This window comes from Colwellia sp. KU-HH00111 (assembly GCF_040362745.1).
Classification (GTDB): domain Bacteria; phylum Pseudomonadota; class Gammaproteobacteria; order Enterobacterales; family Alteromonadaceae; genus Colwellia.
Window position 1 is genome coordinate 171,581 of sequence record NZ_BAABWO010000002.1, and the last position, 18,274, is coordinate 189,854.

Consider the following 18,274-nt stretch of genomic DNA (forward strand, 5'->3'; position numbering starts at 1 on the left):
ATATTTATAGCATTACAAAACCATTATGATTTCATTATGGTTTGTCAGTTGCCTTAATAGTATCACCTTAACATTATGTGCCTCTAATTTTAAAAGAGAAAATAATGGATACAACAAAAATGAATACTTACTTTAATAAGAATATTAAAACGGTCTGGATTAGTATTATTACCACTATATTGCTTTCAGCCTGCGGTGGGGGCAATGAAGCTGAAGAAAACCGTTGTGCAGGTAGAGCGCTAGCCACAGGTAACGAATGCATTACACTCAGTGATAGAGAGGTCATTGTTCATAAACCAAGTAGCCAAACTATTGATGGAATAGCACTTTTCTTACACGGTGCGCCGGGCGATGCTAGAAAAGTTATGAATATATTTGATGCAGAAATGATTGCTGATAAGTACAACTTACTTGCACTAAGCCCGCATGGTAATAAAGGCACTTGGGGTTGGTTAAGTAATAATAATGAAGCGAATGGTAACTCAGATATTGACTACTTGAATCAGTTACTCACTAAAGTAACAGGTGACTATGGAATAATATCTGACAAGCTTTATATCTTCGGATACTCTGCCGGAGGCTTTATGGCTTATAAACTTGCATGTGTAATACCAGAGAAAATTAGTGCAATTGTTTCTCTCGCTGGCCAATTTAGAGGTGATTTAGACATCTGCTCAACTTCCACTTCTGTCGATATTCATCATTTTCATAGTGAAGCCGATCAAGAAGTCCCCTTTAGTGGTCGTACTATAGGCAATATATTATCGGTACCAGATACTATAGAGCATTGGCGACAAAAAAATGGTTGTGATGAAACTTTTGAAGCCGTTGCTCATGAAGGTGTTACTCAATCAAGTGCTGGCACTACTACAGAGTTTTACAATAATTGTGTCAAAACCCTAGCATTGTCAAAAATGAATAATGTGGCTCATGAATCAAGCTATCTGCCAGAAAAGTTACATGACATCTATAGTTATTTATTAACAGAATAAATAACGGTTAAACACAACTACGTGCTAGACAAAAAGGGAGGAAATTTAATCGTACTATTCAGAACGATCGAAAAGTACAATCTAGGCCCATTAAAAGGTAAAGAATGTTGTAACAATTCTTCATATTCTTTTGTGCATTGCGTGCTGCTTTTGCTGCTCCCCCTAACTACCATAGCTACAATTGCTATGGTAGTTTCTTAATCAAAGGGGTTAATTGTAAGGGGCGTCAGCCATTAACCCTTTTGATTCCACCTATTCTGCTTGCTGCTCCTAAAGTATTCAAGAATAAAACGTGAACTACTTACCGACAAAATATCAACACCATATAGGTGAGCGGTTAGTTCGCTCTAAGGTGTAATTGTTGATATTATTTTGGATCGTTTTTATTACGGCATTATCAATTCATTTTCATCTTCCGTATTAGTAACTCGCGTTAATGAACCTGCTGTTTCAGTGTTTAAATAATATATATCAGTCTGAATGGGCAAATTTGGTAATGCCGGAGCGGGATCAATAGTATGTGTAACGCTACAGAGCACGCTGGGTTCAAACCCTAAACAATATATATATTGTAATTCTTCAGTTGTCTCAAATTGACCAAGTACTACCCCTGAAACACCTGACCTTGCATCTACAGCAGTAAGGGTTGCCCCAGCATGACCTCCTCCAGTGTTGTTAATATTAAAACCTTCAACTAAGAATGCTGTTTTAGTATTACCGTAAGAATTATTCGTATTGAGATTAAATTCACTACTCCAAGCGCCGCCTACCCATGCCGCACTGACTCTCTCATTTTTATTGCTTCCTATTTCATTAATAATCCCGGCTATTACAGGCTCTATCACGACCTCACCTTGGTTAGCTGTTGTTTTTCTAATATTGTAATAAATAAGGTTATTATCTACACCCATCATAACAAGATCATCATTTGCTGATATCATCGCTAGATTTATAACCGTACCACCTGTTTTTGGGATGGATTGTATTGCTTGACCTAATCCGTTTGTTCCAACCTGATACACGATAGAATTAACGGCAGGCGTAACAATCTGTATCTCATTGGTATCAGTTGTTAAAACAGTTGCTACACTGGAGCCATCAACAGGAAATTGATAAAGCGAGTTTTCATGGCCAAAATAAGTATTAACACCATCACTCGCTGCAACCGTGATATTGGTACCATTGGTAGGCGTAAAAATACTCGAAGATAAAGTGTTATCCGCAATATTATAGGAAAACAGTTGGCCATCAATATCTAGCAAATAAAAATTATCGGCCATTTTAAGTTTGTAATTTACCGAACTCACTACCGAAGCAATTAAACTGCAATTATCAAAGCTTGCATCACACCTTTTTAACGCACTAGCATCATTTACCAACCAACCATCAATAGCGCCTGTTGTAGAATTCATAAAGTCTATCACGGGTGTTTTCGCGATAATGGGTGCTTGTGTACTATCCATTGAGATAGTTACCATTTTCCAAACATCATCTGCAGTATCACAGGTATTATCATTACCCGGTAAACTATAAACATATTGGGAGTTTTCCACATTAGAAAAATCTGATTTCGCACGATCGCTACGAGTATTACACATTTTTTGTGCTGAATTTTCATTAGACACTTGCACAGGCGTAAGCGAACCACTTTTTAATGCACTGATTTTATATAGATGACCATCTGTTTTTGGATAAATAACGGCATAATTATGGACGCCGGTTAACACCTTTGTTGCCTGGTTATAAACGGCATTTTTGATAATACTTTCTCGTTGAGAAGGTATAGTTATCCCAAACAACGACTCGGTTATAAGGTTTTCAGTGGCCTCAACCAAAACAGGAGATGCTGGCGAGTTTGAATCAACCGCATGCAAACCATGTGTATAAAAAAGGTAAGACTCGGTGTTGCCAGCATTAACTTGGTTATTAACTGTAACGTTAATTGTATCGACTACACTTAGCCCTTCAGTATCTTTTACCGTTAAACTAAATTCTATTATTACAGTTTCAGTGACTTGCGGAGCGGTAAAAGTAGGATTACTAATAGTAGTGTCTGATAGATTAACTGTGGTTCCTGAAACTTGTTGCCAAAGATAACTTACAGAGCCTTCGGTATCATTACCCGCTCCTACTAACTGTACTAACATCCCTTCATCAACCGTTTGGTCTGATCCTGCATTTACTGTTGGTGGTGTATTGGTAGGTGTAGGGTTAGAGGGCGTTTCGTTTGAGCTGCCTCCGCCACCACCTCCACAGGAAGTAATTATAAAAAAAAGACCTAATAACATGAAATATTTAAAATTATTCATTTTTGCTCCTAGCATTGTATAGTTTGTCTTTTAAATTAATAGACACCTTACATCATGTTTAGCTATGCCTATCTACCATTTTAATAGTACTAAACAACCTATATAATGCAAATAAAAATCACTCGTAAAAAGAATTAAAGTTTATGTCGGGGAAGTTGCAAAAGTTATTATGGGTGGCCTGATAAAAGTGGCACCAACTGTTCAAGGAGGCTATGAAACAGTTGGTGGGGCTACTCAAACCTTGGTTTTATATAGTACAGCTTGGGATAAATTACTTATTGATACAATTACCCCGGGGGGATAATGAGTAAATTACATAATATTAATAATGAAATAAAACATTTGCTTAAGCCAAAACGTACTCTTTCAAATCAAAGGGGTGAAATCAAAGGGGTCAGAGTAATTGATTTGGGCTTGTTTGTGAGGTAAGCTGATTTTATTTAATAAGTGGATGACTTAATGCCTCGTTTACCAAGATTAAATATGCCAGGTGTCGCACAACATGTGGTGCAAAGAGGGAATAATAGACAGGTAACCTTTTTTGGTGATGAAGACTACACCGTATACTTGGATAAACTAAAGGAACATGGGAAAAAGTATCAAGTAGCAATTCACGCTTATGTTTTGATGACAAACCATGTTCATTTGTTAGAAATCAACAACTCTGACCCTTTTGATTACAAGTGATTTTATCGCAGAGCATAAAGGAGGAAGTATACTCGATTGTCAATATATTGAAGATGAGGGAGTTATCTTAGTACAGGAGTGGGTGAAAAATGAGAGTGACCCTTTATTATTTTGGACATTTTTTAACGCTGACACATTATTAAAAATTAATGCTGAAGAACGTTACATGCAAGAAAATAACAAGGAATGGCATGAGCAGTTAGATAAAACTAAGACAATGGTTTGTCGAGTCGAAGTAAATAAAGACAATGGCAGTGAAGTATTGATTGAGCAAGTTTTTGAAGATGGCGAAAGAACTTCTTATATTAAAGGTGCACGTTATAGAAAAAGACGAATGACTAAACTCGAAGAGTTGGCTTTAGGGAAAAATCCTATCAACAAAGGATAGAAAGTAGGGATGGTTTTATTCATTCTTTTTTAATTGCTGATGAAAATGAGAAATTCATTTTACTGAATTCAGCATTTAATAAAACAATTAGGTCACATAGCGAAAGTGGCTTTGAACCAGTTGAGGCTTTTTTGTATAAACCTATTTATAACAAAATAAAGCAGGATCCTTTGTTTGAAACTACACTGAAAAAAGTTTTAGAATATAATGCGAAGTGGTTAAATAAGGACACTTCTACCCTTTATAATATTGTTACAACTAATCTTTTGGAATTATTTCCTTGAAGAAATCAAAGGGGTCAGAGTAATTGATTTGGACTTGTTTGTGAGGTAAGCTGATTTTATTTAATAAGAGAATCAAAGGGGTCAGAGTAATTGATTTAGACTTGTTTGTGAGGTAAGCTGATTTTATTTAATAAGTGGTTGACCTAATGCCTCGTTTACCAAGATTAAATATGCCAGGTGTCGCACAACATGTGGTGCAAAGAGGAAATAATAGACAGGTAACCTTTTTTGGTGATGAAGACTACGCGGTATACTTGGATAAGCTAAAGGAATATGGCAAAAAGTACCAAGTCGCTATTCATGCGTATGTTTTGATGACAAACCATGTTCATTTGTTAGAAACCAACGACTCTGACCCTTTTGATTTTCGGACGCTTACCTTTTAAACGAAAGAATATGATTATATAAATCTGATGACTTATTACTCGCCATTTTCGGAAGTGGCAGCTAAATTATTAGACGTATTAATTAACAACAGATGAAAAAGTTGAAATTAACAAAATTAACTAAGCCACCCATGATAATTATTGTGATCGGGGTTTAGGCATCATAGCGTCCATACTTGATTGAGGTAAGTTAAGTGTAGTTTATGCGGGAAAGTTGCAAAAGTTATTATGGGTGGCCTGATAACTCCGCCTTAAGTCCTAGCTTATTTTCTTGATGTTATGATTAAAACGGAATAGGAATAGGAATAGGAATATAATAAGTTTTATTTTTTACAAAAGACTTATTAATTAATTCACTATTGTGATCACTTAAAATTAAAGAGCATTTATTATTTGGTTCATTCACATTGAATTGAATTTTATATACTCCATTTTTACTTGGGGTAACAGCTAACAAGGTAGAACAAGAACTTGAACTAAAAGGACCTGAATTACTAGAATTAAGCATGATTTTATAGGTAACTTCACTGTTTAAAAAGAAATTCCCACCTGCTTTTTTTGGGTTTAATATAATCACACTCAATGGTGCGTCATAAAATACTGATTGTTCAGGTGTAAATACACGGACAAATATAGTTTCATCTGGATAAATTGAGTTGGTTTCTAAATCTGAACTAGTAACAAATATACTTGCACTAGTTTCATTTTTAGCTATTTGAGGTGAAGAAACACAACCTGACAAAATAGCTAAAAAAAACAATCCTATTAATTTAAGTATACCTTCCCTTAAAATAGAGCCTTTTATTAATGAGTATATAATAAAAAACTCTAACCACAATTCATTAGTATTGACTTTTTTTTGATACAATACGTTTGGTTTTATAAGACATATGTAACTTTTACAGTGGTTATTCATCATTCTTCCGTGAATAAAGTGAGAGCTATATATCATATTAAATATTATTTTCATTAATATTTCCACGTAAAATTTAACAAGTTATACCCTCGATAAAATAAAGTGATAATTCATTAATATATTTACAAGGAAAAAGGCTAGTGTTTTTCAAATAACTATCATTTCTGTATGTACTCACATTTTGAGTTTGTAGTTATTAATAAAAAATCCATTTTTATTACCCATTCATTTCAGCTACGTGTTCAAGATATAAAGATTTTGATTATACGATTAAAGCCATCATCAAACAATAGTATATGGCACCATACGCTCACCGGTAAATGGCATGATGGTGAATCTGGGCACTGTACAGCCTATTGATAAAGGTATTATTCAGTGCCTTGATGCTAAATTTGTGCCCCTCATTAAGTAAGCAAATTAGTTTGCTATTTGTTTTGGGTTTAATACCCTCAAGGTTAAATTTCGGTTAATATCACTACTCTCAGTGTTGCTTAAAAAATTAAGAACTACCATACAATGAAAACTAATTTAATTACCCGTGAAGGCTTTGAACTACTTCAAAAAGAGTTAACCCACCTTTGGAAGATAGAGCGCCCTGAAACTACCAAAAAAGTGTCTTGGGCGGCGAGTTTAGGTGACCGATCAGAAAATGCCGATTATCAGTATAATAAAAAGCGTTTACGTGAGATTGATCGCCGCGTGCGTTATCTTACTAAACGCTTAGAAGATATTAAGGTTGTTGATTACAACCCACAGCAAGCAGGTAAGGTATTTTTTGGTGCTTGGGTAGTAATTGAAAATGATGAGGGTGAACAACTTAAATTTAAGATAGTAGGGCCCGATGAAATTTTTGGTCGTAATGACTATATTTCTATCGATTCTCCCATGGCACGAGCGTTACTGAAAAAACAAGTAGACGACGAAGCGGTTGTGACTACCCCTGCGGGTGAAAAATACTGGACCGTGTTAACCATCAATTACTTATAGATTATTCACCAACTGCATCCCCCTGCACTAAAGTGCCATTGCAATTTTGACTAATCATCAGTCATTATCAGATATCTGTTCTTTTTGGTTATCTTACTATGCCTGTTCTTACTATATCTGCAATAAAACACCTGAAAACGCTGTTTTTCACAATGGTGCTGACATTACTCAGTCATCAAGCACTCGCTACCATGCCTAAAGTTTGGTCACCATTAGAAAACTTTGGTGCTAACCCGGGGGAGCTCAGTGCGAGTTACTACTTCCCGCAAAAAAACAAATCAAATCGCCAATCGTTGTCTATGGTGGTGTTACTGCATGGTTGCGCTCAACAAGGTGAAACGCTGGCCAAACAAAGCGGTTTGCTTGGTTTAGCTAACAAACACGGTTTTGCTTTACTGTTGCCGCAGCAAGGGCTAACTAACAATATTAAACACTGCTTCAATTGGTATTCTGCCGATGATTTTAGCAAAAACAAAGGTGAAAGCCTGTCAATAAAACACATGATCACCTCGCTGAAACAGCAAATAAAGGCAGATAATGTTTATATTATTGGGCTCTCTGCTGGTGGCGCTATGGCAAGTAGCTTACTGGTGAATTACCCTGACTTGTTTACCGCCGGCGCCGTGGTTGCAGGCATTCCTTTTCCCTGTGCCGATGGCTTGATTACGGGCATATCTTGCATGAAAAATGGTCCTTCTCAATCGGTGCCTGAGTTAGTTGCACAAGCGCAAACGCTTAACCCTAAACAACAAACCTGGCCTAAATTATCGGTGTGGACAGGCAGCCAAGATAGCATTGTTAACCCGCTAAACTCACTTTCTCTAGCACAGCAATGGACACAGTTATCAAGATTAACGACTAAACCAAAAATAGAGGAAAAACCTGCCTATCGCATGACTCGATGGCAAAACGCAGCCGAAGAAGTACAAATAGAGTTGATTGAAGTGAAAAAATTAGACCATGGCATTATGGTCAACCCTAATGTAGAGAATGGCGGTGAGGCGGCAGACTATTTGCTCGCGTCTGAGTTAAGTACAGCTAAACATGTTATTGAACTTTGGCAGCCTTAAGTCTCATTGAGCATGTAATATCGAATAAAAACAATGCGTTAGTTATGGCACTATAGTGCTAAATATTTTTTAAAAATAATCATATAGAGTGTTATTAGTTGGCAAAAAACCTACCAATAAAATAAAAGCAAACTTACAAATATCACTAAATAATTATGAATAAGGGTTCCCACATGAAACAACACAACAGCAATAAAAGTTATTTAGCTTTGGCAATTGCCACAGCATTAACCGCAAATGTCGCCTTAGCAGAAGAAACAAACAATAACTCTGCTGAAGTAAAAGAGCCTGGTTTAGAGCGTATTGAAGTTACCGCGCGTAAAACGGTTGAAAGCTTACAATCGGTGCCAATTGCCGTAACTTCAATTGGTGCAGCAGAGCTTAGCGAGAATGGCATTGCAGTGATGACTGAAGTACAAAGGTTTTCACCCAATACCACCTTGCAAACTAGCCGAGGTACTAACTCAACCCTTACTGCCTTTATACGTGGTGTTGGCCAACAAGATCCACTTTGGGGTTATGAACCAGGGGTAGGTATTTATATCGATGATGTTTATATGGCACGCCCACAAGGTGCAGTGCTCGATTTATTAGATGTAGAGCGCATTGAAGTACTTCGTGGGCCACAAGGCACACTGTATGGTAAAAATACCATTGGTGGTGCGGTTAAATATGTTACTAGGGAAATGTCAGGCGATACAGAGTTTACTATTGAGGGAACAGTCGGTAGCTATAATCAAAAAGATCTTAAAATAACCGGGCAAATTCCACTAGTGGAAGACAAATTATATTTTGGTTTTGGTCATGCTGAGTTAAATAGAGATGGCTATGGTGAATTCTTAATTTCAGCACTTGCCGGACAAGACACTGAAAACTACAACAAAGATTTATCGGCTTCGCGTTTAACCCTAGAGTATCATGCATCTGACGATCTCTTTATGCGTTTAGCATGGGATAGAACAAATGATGATTCGAATGCTAAAGGCGGTTATCGGTTATTACCTAGTTTATTAACGGATGCACCGGTTCCTGATAGTGTTTATGACTCTTATACCAGTATGCCAACTAAAAACGCTGTTGAGTTAGAGGGGCTAAGCTTTTTAGCCTCATGGCAAGTAAACGATGAACTATCATTAAAATATGTAGCAACCTCAAGAGAAGGTAATTCAGATACTAATATCGATTTTGATAATACCCAGCTAGACATATTTGACGTACCTGCTTTTTATCAAGACGAAAATACCAGTCACGAATTACAAGCAAACTATATTGGCGATAGTTTTAGCTTAGTGAGTGGGATATATGCCTATGATGGTGAATCTTGTGGTCATTTTGATGCTGTTTTAGGCTTTTTAGGTCGAGCAGCTTATGGCGCATCGCTTGGCGCAACCGGCTTGACTCGTGAAGTGACAGGTTGTAATAACAGCAACAGCATCGCGGCTTACATTCAAAGTAGCATTGATATTACAAATAAATTGTCATTAACTGTTGGTGGCCGTTATACCAAAGAAGAAAAAGAAGCGTATGTTAATAATGGCTTAGCCTTTAGCAATGTTTACCCAAGCGATAATTGGATACCGGGCTATGTACGTGGTGATGTAACCTTTCCTCAAGTTTTGGGGACAGACACCAATGGCGATGATATTTTAGATGCACCTAAAAAAGAAGATTGGTCTCAATTTACCCCAAGAGTTGGGTTAGAGTATCATTATGATAATGACACTATGTTTTTTGCAAGTTACTCGCAAGGTTTTAAATCGGGTACGTTTAATCCTAGAGCAACGGTTAACGAATCAGCAGCCAATCCTGAAATTGTTGATTCAATTGAGCTAGGTTTCAAGAAAGACTGGGATGATGTTATCCGTACTAACGTGACAGTATTTTCGTTAGATCATACAGATCGCCAATATATTACGGTAACCCCTGATCCAGATGATTTAACGGTATTAAACCAAAACTTAGGCAATATTAAAGGCTCTTCGGCAAAAGGTATTGAAGCTGAGATCACTTGGGCTGCTTCAGAAAACTTAAGAATTGATTACTCAATTGGTTATATAGATTCAGAAATTGAAGAAGACCCAACGCTGGCAACACCGCTAGTAGGTTTATCTAATACACCAGATTACACCATGAATTTAGCGGCAAACTACACGCTAGATACTGAGATGGGCTACTTCGTGTTGACTGGTGGATATTACTACCGTGATGACTATTTGTTATTTGAAGATAGTGATTCATTGCTTCAAGACGGCTATGGCACACTTAACGCCAGTGTGACTTGGGAAAGTTTAGAGGGTAACTGGTATGGCGGTTTACACCTGAAAAACTTAACCGATGAAGAAGCCATGGTGGGCGGTTATAACTTTGCTGCCGACAATGGCGATGGTACATATAGCCCAGGTTTAGGCGGAGATACCACCTTAATTGGCTACTTTAATGACCCAAGAACAATGCATTTAACGGTAGGCTATCGTTTTTAATTGATATTCATTTGAACATTTATAAATAAAAATGACGATAGATGAGAAAGAGCTGGTTTTTACCAGCTCTTTTTTTGATAATACAAAGTAAATGACAGTTAAAAAATTTATTGTAGGTTGAGTTGTAGCTCGGTAAAGGGGCAATAAATTACCCCCTACAAAACATCAACATTTTCCTGAAAGAAGTACATAAGCGCACAAACCATAAATTTTTCCTTAAAAGGTGTTGTTATGAGCCAAGCCAAAGTTGCCATTGCCGATGATCATCCATTGTTTCGCACCGCGCTAAAACAAGCGGTTGTTGATTGCATGCCTGATGCCGGTATTAAAGAAGCGTCGAATTTTGATGATTTACTGCATGTTATCGCGCAATCTCCAGATTTAGAGATTATATTTCTAGATTTACACATGCCCGGTAACAATGGTTTTACCGGTTTAGCTCAACTACAAAACAATCACCCCGACCTCATTGTTATTATGGTGTCTTCCGATGAAAGCCCTGATATCTTGCAAAAAGCCATTAACTTTGGTGCAGCTGCGTTTATTCCTAAATCGGTCGATTTAGAAACTATCGCATTAGCTATCAATACGGTTCTAGCAGGCGATACATGGTTACCAGCAAGCATGCCAATTACCCGTGATAATGAATTGGCGCAGCAGCATAAAAAGTTAGCACAACAATTGGCGCAGTTAACCCCACAACAATACACCGTATTATCGCTCGTTGCTGATGGCCAGCTAAATAAACAAATAGCGGGTATTTTAGATATCAAAGAAAATACCGTGAAAAAGCATGTGTCAGCTATTTTATTACAGTTGGGTGTTTATAATCGTACCCAAGCTGGGTTGGTATATCAGCAATTAATGTTAGCACCGCAGCAAAACGAGAACATAAACTAAGGGCTAACCTGAGTTTAATAACCGTCGCATCAACTTTTTCAACGCCAAGGCCTTAATAGGTTTACGCATAAAATGATATTTGGCATTACTGGTGTGTTCTCTGACTTGCTCTGACGGATCGGCTGAACAGATGATTACCGGCGCTTGCCATTGATATTGTTCGGTGCACTTTTGCACTAATGCAACGCCATTGTTATTATCGTCTAAATGATAATCAGAAATAATCATATCAGGCACAAACTGCGCGTTAGCTAATGCAGCATGAAGGCTAATTTCGTCTGCAACAGCAACGAGCTTGCATCCCCATTCTTTGAGTTGAGTTTGCATTGCCTTGAGCATTAACGACTCGTTATCAATGAGTATCACGGATAAATCTATAAATTCATTGGCACTTGATGACTGGGAGGTATTGGCGGTTATAGATTTGGTGGCAAGTGTGGTGAAGCTTCGAGGGATGGTGATGCTAAAACAGGTTCCTTTACCTAAGCTCGATCTTAGCGAAATACTACAACCTAAAAGTTTAGCAATACGTTCTGAAATAGCTAGCCCTAATCCAAGCCCTGCTGCTGCTTGATTTGGGTTCAAACGTTCAAATTCTTTAAATATTGTCTGTTGTTGGTCTTTGGGAATACCGGGGCCGTTGTCCCACACCTCAATAATACAATGGTTTTGTTGATGTTTTACGCCAAGTAATACTTTTCCTTGCCTGTCAGGCTGTGGGCAATAATTAATGGCATTTGACAAAAAGTTTTGCACCACCCGCCTTAATAATTGTTGGTCTGTTTCTACAACACAACTTGATTTTACATAACTAAACTCAAGGTTGGCTTGTTGTGCTAGTAAAGTAAATTCTTTACTTAAAGGCATCAATAAATCATCAATTAAAAAACGTTGTTGATCGATTTTTTGTGAACTGCTATCGAGTCGAGATATTTCCACTAAATCTGAAAGCAATATTTCAGCAGCACTGAGCGAGTGTTGAATATTAGAGGCTAGTTCAGCTAAATCAGTATGCTGTACTTTTTTATTAAGCATATTGGTAAATAGTGACATCGCATTGAATGGCTGCATCAAGTCATGACTAGCGGCGGCTAAAAATTTGCTTTTACTGGTGTTAGCCGCTTCTGCTTCAGCCTTGGCTTTACTTAACTCTTGGGTACGTTCAATGACTCTTTGTTCTAAATTTTCATTGGCCTGTTGTAATGCTTTTGCCGCTTCAATATGAGCGGTAATATCAGAAAAAGTACTGACAAAGCCACCGCCGGGCATGGCTTGGCCACGAATTTCTAAAACAATCCCACTCGGCATCTCTCGCTGAAAATGATGACTGTTGCCTTGGCGCATATGGGCTATTCTGCGATTGATAAAATCATCATTGTTATGAGGCTTGTCTGTATTATTTTTGCTGGGAATAATAACCCCACGTTCAGCGTTGTAACGAATAAGATCAGCAATAGGCTTACCCACGGTGACATAGTTTTCAGGGTAATCAAGCAACTCAATATAACGCTTGTTCCACGCGACAAGGCGCATATCGGCATCAATAACACTAATGCCTTGCTCGATATTTTCAACACCGGCTTGTAATAACTCGCGATTAAATTGAAATAGTTTATTGGCTTCATCAACAATACTGACCACGTCTTGCAATGGCATATTTTGTTGGGTGGTTATCGCTTTCATCACCATGTTAGTAGATGCTGAGCCTAATACGCTAGAAAGCTGCAAGCGGGTATAGTCAATTAACTGATGACTGGCTTTAGCGTTTGACAAAGGTTTGCCGTATTTTTGTAAAAAAATGCCAGCGGCTTTGTCATCAACAAACCTTTGTAGAAGGTGATATAAATCTTTACTAGATAGGTTTTTTTCTAATGCATCTTGTTGTTGGGAAATGAATAATTCGGCTTGTAGTTTTTCAGAAACGCTTCGGTGGCTCAATAGCGAAATAATAATGAAACAGCCAGTGTTAGCCAGTAAACTTACCAACAGGCCGTGGCTAATAGGGTCAAGGAAAGTTAAGCCAAAAAGCCCATAAGGTTTAAGCCAAGTAATTTGCCAAAGCCCCGAGGCTACCCATGCTGAATTTGGCAGTAAACTTGGTAGCAACAAGGTATAAAGCCATAAAGCGCTGCCGATTATTAAGCCAAACAGTGCGGCTTTTGTGGTAGCTTTTCGCCAGTATAATGCACCAACCACCAAGGGCGCTAATTGAGACAATAATACAAAAGATAATAAGCCAATAGTGGCAAGGTGGTTTTGTTGATCAATCACCCGCTCAAACGCTAAAGCCAGTAATAATAGTAAGGCGATGGCGATACGGCGAATTGTTAATAGCACACTAGAAAGTTGAGTTTTTTGCTCACTGACATAGCGATTGTAATGGAGCAATAATGGGTTAACTATTTCAGTGGTTACCATGGTACTCAGTACAATGGTCGCTACGATAACCATGCTGGTAGCGGCAGCTAAACCGCCAATATAAGCTAAACCACCTAGCCATGCTTGCTGAAAAAATAACGGAATGGTAATCACATAGGTATCAGCGTCTACATTACCACCAGGGAATAAACTTTGACCCGCCAAGGCGATAGGCAAAACAAATACATTGATGGCAATCAGGTATAAAGGATATAAGTAACGGGCATTTTTTAACTCATTTTCATGATGATTCTCTATCATCATCATATGAAATTGTTGCGGTAAAATAAAAATTGTAATCATACCCAGTAAGGCTTGTGAGATAGCAAAGTAGGTACTGTTAGCCTGTGGCACGTGTTTGATATTTTCGGCATGGGTAAATAAATCATTTATGCCGTCAAAAACAAAAAAGGTGGCAAAAATACCGATAGCCGTTAATGCAAATAACTTAATGATGGAACTAAAGGCGATAGCTAACACTAACCCTTGATTTTGTTTAGTGACCACTACTTGTCTAGCACCAAACAAAATACTGAAAATTATTAACACCAGTGTCATTACAAAGGTGGTGCTAATGCCCGATTGATACGACCCGGTAAGCAAATCAAAGCTTTTACTAATAGCGCGCAACTGTAAAGCAATATAGGGAATTGTGCCTAAGAGCGCGACAATAGTAACGGTTGCGGCAATAAGGTGAGAGCGATCATAGCGACACGCGATAAAGTCAGCGATAGAGGTTAAGTTTTGTGCTTTGTTTATCCGTAAAATTCTCAGGAGCATTGGCCAAGCGAGCACAAAACATAAAATAGAGCCAATATAAATAGGTGCTAGCCAAGCCCCTGTGGTTGCTGCTTGTCCCACCGTACCGTAAAAAGCCCAAGATGTGCAGCTTACTCCTAGGGATAAACTGTATACCCACGGGCGAGAAAGCCATTTGCTATTAGTTTGCTTTTGGCCCCAGTATGCGACCACAAAAAGTAATAACAAGTAAGCAATAGATAATAAGGATATCAACCAAGTATCAAGAGAAAGCCAAACTAACAATGAAAATTCCTCGGTGTCTATTTCACTATAATGCAATCAACAGCATAACATGCACTGTGATAAAAGGCAGTGAACGAAGGTAGTACATCATTGTTTTATTTATTTGGTTAAGCTGATAAATAATCGTTATTTACAGTAGAAAATAGTTAATGAAATTACCTAAAATCACCAATAAGCTCCTTGTAGCAGGCCTTGTTTTTACTAGCTACACTTTGTTTGCTATGGCCTGGGTTGGCGGTACTGCGAGCATGGGCCAAATCATGTCTGCGATGCAAGTGGATAGTTTAGCTTCTGCTAGTTTTATTAGTGGTGCGGTAACGCTAGCCAAAATTGTAGGTACCTTTATTGCTGCTGGTCTAGCATTGAAGCTAGGTGTTAAAAATGCGTTTTTTGTTTCTGGGTTATTAATTTTTATTGGCGTGTTAACGCCTCTAGCGCCAAATTATGAATTATTATTATTAAGCCGTTTTTTAATGGGGCTTGGTGGTGCGTTTATGATTGTTTACTTCAACCCGATAGTCATGGCGTGGTTCGAGCCAGAAGAACGGCCTACCATTAATGGCATTAATGCTGTCGCCTTTAATGTCGGAACCGGTATTATATTATGGCAAATGGCCAACTTTAATCAGCTAACTGGCAGTTGGCAGAGCACGCTAATTATTTTTTCGTTGTGTAGTTTATTGCTTAGCATTGCGTGGTTATTGGTGCAGGATAAAAATAGCGTCACTAACTTAGCTGCAACACAAGAAGCACAAGCGATAGCGCATTACTCATATATTGATGGCTTAAAAGATAAGTTTAATTGGGTATATGCGCTGACTTATTCAGGAATTTTGGCCTTTTACATCTGTTTATTTACCTTTTATCCGAAGGCGGGTATTAGTCAAAGTGCTTTAGTCATAGCCTCGGGTATTGTTGGTACGCTGGCGGGTATTATTTATAGTAAAAAAGTCAGTACTCGTGTGCCTGTTATTCGTTGGTCTGGTTTAATTATTACTATAACGGTATTAGGCTTGTCTTTTGGGCAGTCGGATTCATTGCAAACCATTTGCGCTATGGTATTGGGCTTTTTCATTTTCTTCCCGGTGACGGCACTCGTCACCATTCCCCATGAATTGCCTAGCATGACAGGGCAAAAAGTGACGGTAGTTTTTAGTTTGTTTTATTCTATAAGTTACTTGTTTGCCACTGTGGTGTTATGGAGTTTTGGTAAACTGGTTGATATCAACCAAGGTGACTTTAGTGAAGCTTTTATATTGATCACTGTGGTCAGTAGTACTTTCTTTTTTGGCAGTTTCTTTTTACCAGAAACGGCAAAACAACAAGCCATAAAGCATAACGTTTCAACACAGCAGGGGAAGAGCAAGTGCGAGGGATAATTTCAGAAAAACTTCAACATTTTATTGAGCAAGCTAATATTGCTGCGCAACAAGCAAAAGCTGATAATGTGCAATTAACACCAAGTTTAGTACGTGAAAACATTGAAAAATTGGCGGTGTTTATCGGTCAGGGGCCAGTACTTGCTTATGCGAAAGAAAGTGCGCTAATTACACCCACACATCACATTGGGGTGAGAGTGTATAGCCCCGCGCCTGAACAAGCTCTGCCGGTGGTGTTGCATTACCATGGTGGCGGCCATATGTGTGGTAATATTGCCTTATATGATGCTATCAGCCGAAAAATTGCTAAAGCGGGTCATTGTATTGTTATTGCCGTTGAGTATCGTTTAGCACCTGAATTTCCCTATCCTGCGGGGATAGACGATTGCCAATATGCACTCACTCATTATCGTGAGTTGTTATCAGACCTCAATTTTAATGAACAATTGATTATCGCTGGCGATAGTGGCGGTGGCGCAATTTGCACTACCTTAGCCAGTAACAATATTGGCAACCCGAACGTTAGCATTGATAAACAAATCCTTATTTACCCTAGTGTAGATTACACCATGAGTTGCGATTCTATTGAGGAAAATGGACAGGGCTTTTTACTCGAACAAAGCAAAATTTCTTGGTACTTCAGCCAATATTTTCAGCATGACGAATCTTATCGAGCTGTTTCTCCTTTGTTTATGCCGATGGCTGCGAGCATGCCTGAAACTCTTATATTTACCGCCGGCTGCGATCCGCTGCGAGATGAAGGTATTGCCTATGGCCAAGCGTTAAGCCTACTTGGCGTGAACGTAAAGCAGCATTCATTCGACGGTATGATTCACGCTTATATGTTACTCGATAGCTTGGTAGCACAAGAGTGTGAACAAACCTATCAGATAATCGGTGAATTTATTGCGCTTTAAATGGTGTGATTACCGAGCGGCTTTGTTGTTAATCGCATATTAGTGGTGTAACTCAAACTTAATCTGACATTATTAAATACCAGAGTTTCACTTAACCTGAGAGAAAGTAATAAGCTCATACTTACCCCTACACTTTTCAATTTCGGATTTGAACTAACCGTATAGTTGATTAGGTCAGCAATGAGCAGAAGCCGACATTTTGAGTCTCCTAAATATTAAACAAAAAACCTTGGAATTGTCTTTTTTATCCCTAAATAAATAGTTGTGGCGGTGTTGTCTTATCAAGAGACCAAGTCACCTTAATTGTTTTTATTTTATTTTGCTTCAATCGGAGGATATATCATGAACTCAGTTGATTTAACCCCTTTATACCGCAGTAGCATTGGTTTTGATCGTTTAGCGTCATTGTTAGATAGCGCATTAACTTCTGATACTACACCAAGCGGTTACCCCCCTTATAATATCGAAATTATCGATGAAAACTGTTACGCGATAACCCTTGCTGTTGCGGGTTTTTCTCAGGATAACCTCGATATTCAGGTTGAAAAAGGCGTATTAATGGTACGTGGTAGTCATAGTGATAAGGATGACAGTAAATATCTTTATCATGGCATTGCCAATCGAACTTTTGAGCGTAAATTCAACTTAGCTGATTATGTCGAAGTGACTAATGCAGACCTTGCTAACGGCCTACTAACCATAGACCTAGTGAAAGAAATTCCAGAGGCAATGAAACCAAAGTCAATTGCGATTAACACTACAGCGCAAGCGATAGATCATAAAACTGATTCAGAGCAGAAAGTAATGAAAGCAAATAAAGCTGCTTAGGTAATTATAGGGGGGGTACTAATTACCCCCCCTATTTTATCAATTAGTACCCAACAATACCCATATATTTTAAAGGGTTAAAAAATTTACTTTTGTTAACTTGAACTTTTAAATTTTGCCCATATCAAAAAAATCGAACTCGTTTTGTACTTTGTTTTTGGGAATTTTCCCTGCAACTATGGAGACTTTAACAATGTATTTTTCGACCCTTTCCAATGTACCGATTAAAGGTGCATGTGCAAATGGTGCAACTCAACATTCAAACACTATAAAAACTAAAAATATCATT

General features: G+C 38.1%; 14 protein-coding genes. 11 read left to right on the plus strand and 3 right to left on the minus strand.

Features of this window, described 5'->3' with window-relative positions; genetic code table 11:
• The first annotated feature begins 104 nt into the window (after window positions 1–104).
• Window positions 105–992, plus strand: coding sequence for a CE1 family esterase (locus ABXG98_RS04995; protein WP_353537596.1), 888 nt, complete (start codon window positions 105–107; stop codon window positions 990–992).
• A gap of 386 nt (window positions 993–1,378) precedes the next feature.
• Here ABXG98_RS04995 and ABXG98_RS05000 read toward each other — a convergent pair whose 3' ends face one another.
• Entirely contained in the window at window positions 1,379–3,301 is a 1,923-nt protein-coding gene (locus tag ABXG98_RS05000) for a PKD domain-containing protein (protein WP_353537597.1), read from the minus strand.
• A 459-nt stretch (window positions 3,302–3,760) separates the two neighbouring features.
• Here ABXG98_RS05000 and ABXG98_RS05005 point away from each other — a divergent pair, with 459 nt between their 5' ends.
• From ABXG98_RS05005 to ABXG98_RS05015, 3 genes are all read left to right on the plus strand, one after another.
• Window positions 3,761–3,988: a transposase gene (locus ABXG98_RS05005; RefSeq protein WP_353537598.1), complete on the plus strand. Its 228-nt coding sequence runs from the start codon at window positions 3,761–3,763 to the stop codon at window positions 3,986–3,988.
• Complete coding sequence (locus tag ABXG98_RS05010) at window positions 3,975–4,376, plus strand: hypothetical protein (RefSeq protein ID WP_353537599.1); 402 nt, start codon at window positions 3,975–3,977, stop codon at window positions 4,374–4,376. The genes ABXG98_RS05005 and ABXG98_RS05010 overlap by 14 nt, the downstream gene beginning before the upstream one ends.
• 430 nt (window positions 4,377–4,806) lie before the next feature.
• Window positions 4,807–5,046: a transposase gene (locus tag ABXG98_RS05015; RefSeq protein ID WP_353537600.1), complete on the plus strand. Its 240-nt coding sequence runs from the start codon at window positions 4,807–4,809 to the stop codon at window positions 5,044–5,046.
• A 283-nt stretch (window positions 5,047–5,329) separates the two neighbouring features.
• Here ABXG98_RS05015 and ABXG98_RS05020 read toward each other — a convergent pair whose 3' ends face one another.
• Window positions 5,330–6,016, minus strand: a complete 687-nt coding sequence (locus ABXG98_RS05020; protein ID WP_353537601.1) for a hypothetical protein — start codon at window positions 6,014–6,016, stop codon at window positions 5,330–5,332.
• 462 nt (window positions 6,017–6,478) lie between these two features.
• Here ABXG98_RS05020 and greB point away from each other — a divergent pair, with 462 nt between their 5' ends.
• From greB to ABXG98_RS05040, 4 genes are all read left to right on the plus strand, one after another.
• The gene (gene greB / locus ABXG98_RS05025; RefSeq protein ID WP_353537602.1) at window positions 6,479–6,949 is read left to right on the plus strand and encodes a transcription elongation factor GreB; all 471 of its coding nucleotides are present in this window, start codon (window positions 6,479–6,481) and stop codon (window positions 6,947–6,949) included.
• Window positions 6,950–7,047: 98 nt separating this feature from the next.
• Window positions 7,048–8,019: an extracellular catalytic domain type 1 short-chain-length polyhydroxyalkanoate depolymerase gene (locus ABXG98_RS05030; protein WP_353537603.1), complete on the plus strand. Its 972-nt coding sequence runs from the start codon at window positions 7,048–7,050 to the stop codon at window positions 8,017–8,019.
• Between the two features lie 173 nt (window positions 8,020–8,192).
• Window positions 8,193–10,499 carry a TonB-dependent receptor gene (locus ABXG98_RS05035; protein ID WP_353537604.1) on the plus strand — a complete coding sequence of 769 codons (2,307 nt, stop codon included), beginning with the start codon at window positions 8,193–8,195 and terminating at the stop codon, window positions 10,497–10,499.
• A gap of 231 nt (window positions 10,500–10,730) precedes the next feature.
• Window positions 10,731–11,399 (plus strand): response regulator, encoded by a 669-nt coding sequence (locus tag ABXG98_RS05040; RefSeq protein ID WP_353537605.1) that lies wholly within the window; start codon window positions 10,731–10,733, stop codon window positions 11,397–11,399.
• Window positions 11,400–11,402: 3 nt separating this feature from the next.
• Here ABXG98_RS05040 and ABXG98_RS05045 read toward each other — a convergent pair whose 3' ends face one another.
• Window positions 11,403–14,861 carry a PAS domain-containing hybrid sensor histidine kinase/response regulator gene (locus ABXG98_RS05045; RefSeq protein ID WP_353537606.1) on the minus strand — a complete coding sequence of 1,153 codons (3,459 nt, stop codon included), beginning with the start codon at window positions 14,859–14,861 and terminating at the stop codon, window positions 11,403–11,405.
• A gap of 149 nt (window positions 14,862–15,010) precedes the next feature.
• Between ABXG98_RS05045 and ABXG98_RS05050 the strand changes: the two genes are divergently transcribed.
• From ABXG98_RS05050 to ABXG98_RS05060, 3 genes are all read left to right on the plus strand, one after another.
• Complete coding sequence (locus tag ABXG98_RS05050; RefSeq protein ID WP_353537607.1) at window positions 15,011–16,240, plus strand: MFS transporter; 1,230 nt, start codon at window positions 15,011–15,013, stop codon at window positions 16,238–16,240.
• Window positions 16,228–17,157: an alpha/beta hydrolase gene (locus tag ABXG98_RS05055; RefSeq protein ID WP_353537608.1), complete on the plus strand. Its 930-nt coding sequence runs from the start codon at window positions 16,228–16,230 to the stop codon at window positions 17,155–17,157. The genes ABXG98_RS05050 and ABXG98_RS05055 overlap by 13 nt, the downstream gene beginning before the upstream one ends.
• Before the next feature lie 342 nt (window positions 17,158–17,499).
• Window positions 17,500–17,985: an Hsp20 family protein gene (locus ABXG98_RS05060; RefSeq protein ID WP_353537609.1), complete on the plus strand. Its 486-nt coding sequence runs from the start codon at window positions 17,500–17,502 to the stop codon at window positions 17,983–17,985.
• Window positions 17,986–18,274 lie beyond the last annotated feature (289 nt).

What these genes read in the sequence shown, in the direction of transcription:
- ABXG98_RS04995 (WP_353537596.1), top strand. Translation starts at nt 105, where the DNA reads ATGGATACAACAAAAATGAATACTTACTTTAATAAGAATATTAAAACG.
- ABXG98_RS05000 (WP_353537597.1), bottom strand. Translation starts at nt 3,301, where the DNA reads ATGAATAATTTTAAATATTTCATGTTATTAGGTCTTTTTTTTATAATT.
- ABXG98_RS05005 (WP_353537598.1), top strand. Translation starts at nt 3,761, where the DNA reads ATGCCTCGTTTACCAAGATTAAATATGCCAGGTGTCGCACAACATGTG.
- ABXG98_RS05015 (WP_353537600.1), top strand. Translation starts at nt 4,807, where the DNA reads ATGCCTCGTTTACCAAGATTAAATATGCCAGGTGTCGCACAACATGTG.
- ABXG98_RS05020 (WP_353537601.1), bottom strand. Translation starts at nt 6,016, where the DNA reads ATGAAAATAATATTTAATATGATATATAGCTCTCACTTTATTCACGGA.
- greB (WP_353537602.1), top strand. Translation starts at nt 6,479, where the DNA reads ATGAAAACTAATTTAATTACCCGTGAAGGCTTTGAACTACTTCAAAAA.
- ABXG98_RS05030 (WP_353537603.1), top strand. Translation starts at nt 7,048, where the DNA reads ATGCCTGTTCTTACTATATCTGCAATAAAACACCTGAAAACGCTGTTT.
- ABXG98_RS05035 (WP_353537604.1), top strand. Translation starts at nt 8,193, where the DNA reads ATGAAACAACACAACAGCAATAAAAGTTATTTAGCTTTGGCAATTGCC.
- ABXG98_RS05040 (WP_353537605.1), top strand. Translation starts at nt 10,731, where the DNA reads ATGAGCCAAGCCAAAGTTGCCATTGCCGATGATCATCCATTGTTTCGC.
- ABXG98_RS05050 (WP_353537607.1), top strand. Translation starts at nt 15,011, where the DNA reads ATGAAATTACCTAAAATCACCAATAAGCTCCTTGTAGCAGGCCTTGTT.
- ABXG98_RS05060 (WP_353537609.1), top strand. Translation starts at nt 17,500, where the DNA reads ATGAACTCAGTTGATTTAACCCCTTTATACCGCAGTAGCATTGGTTTT.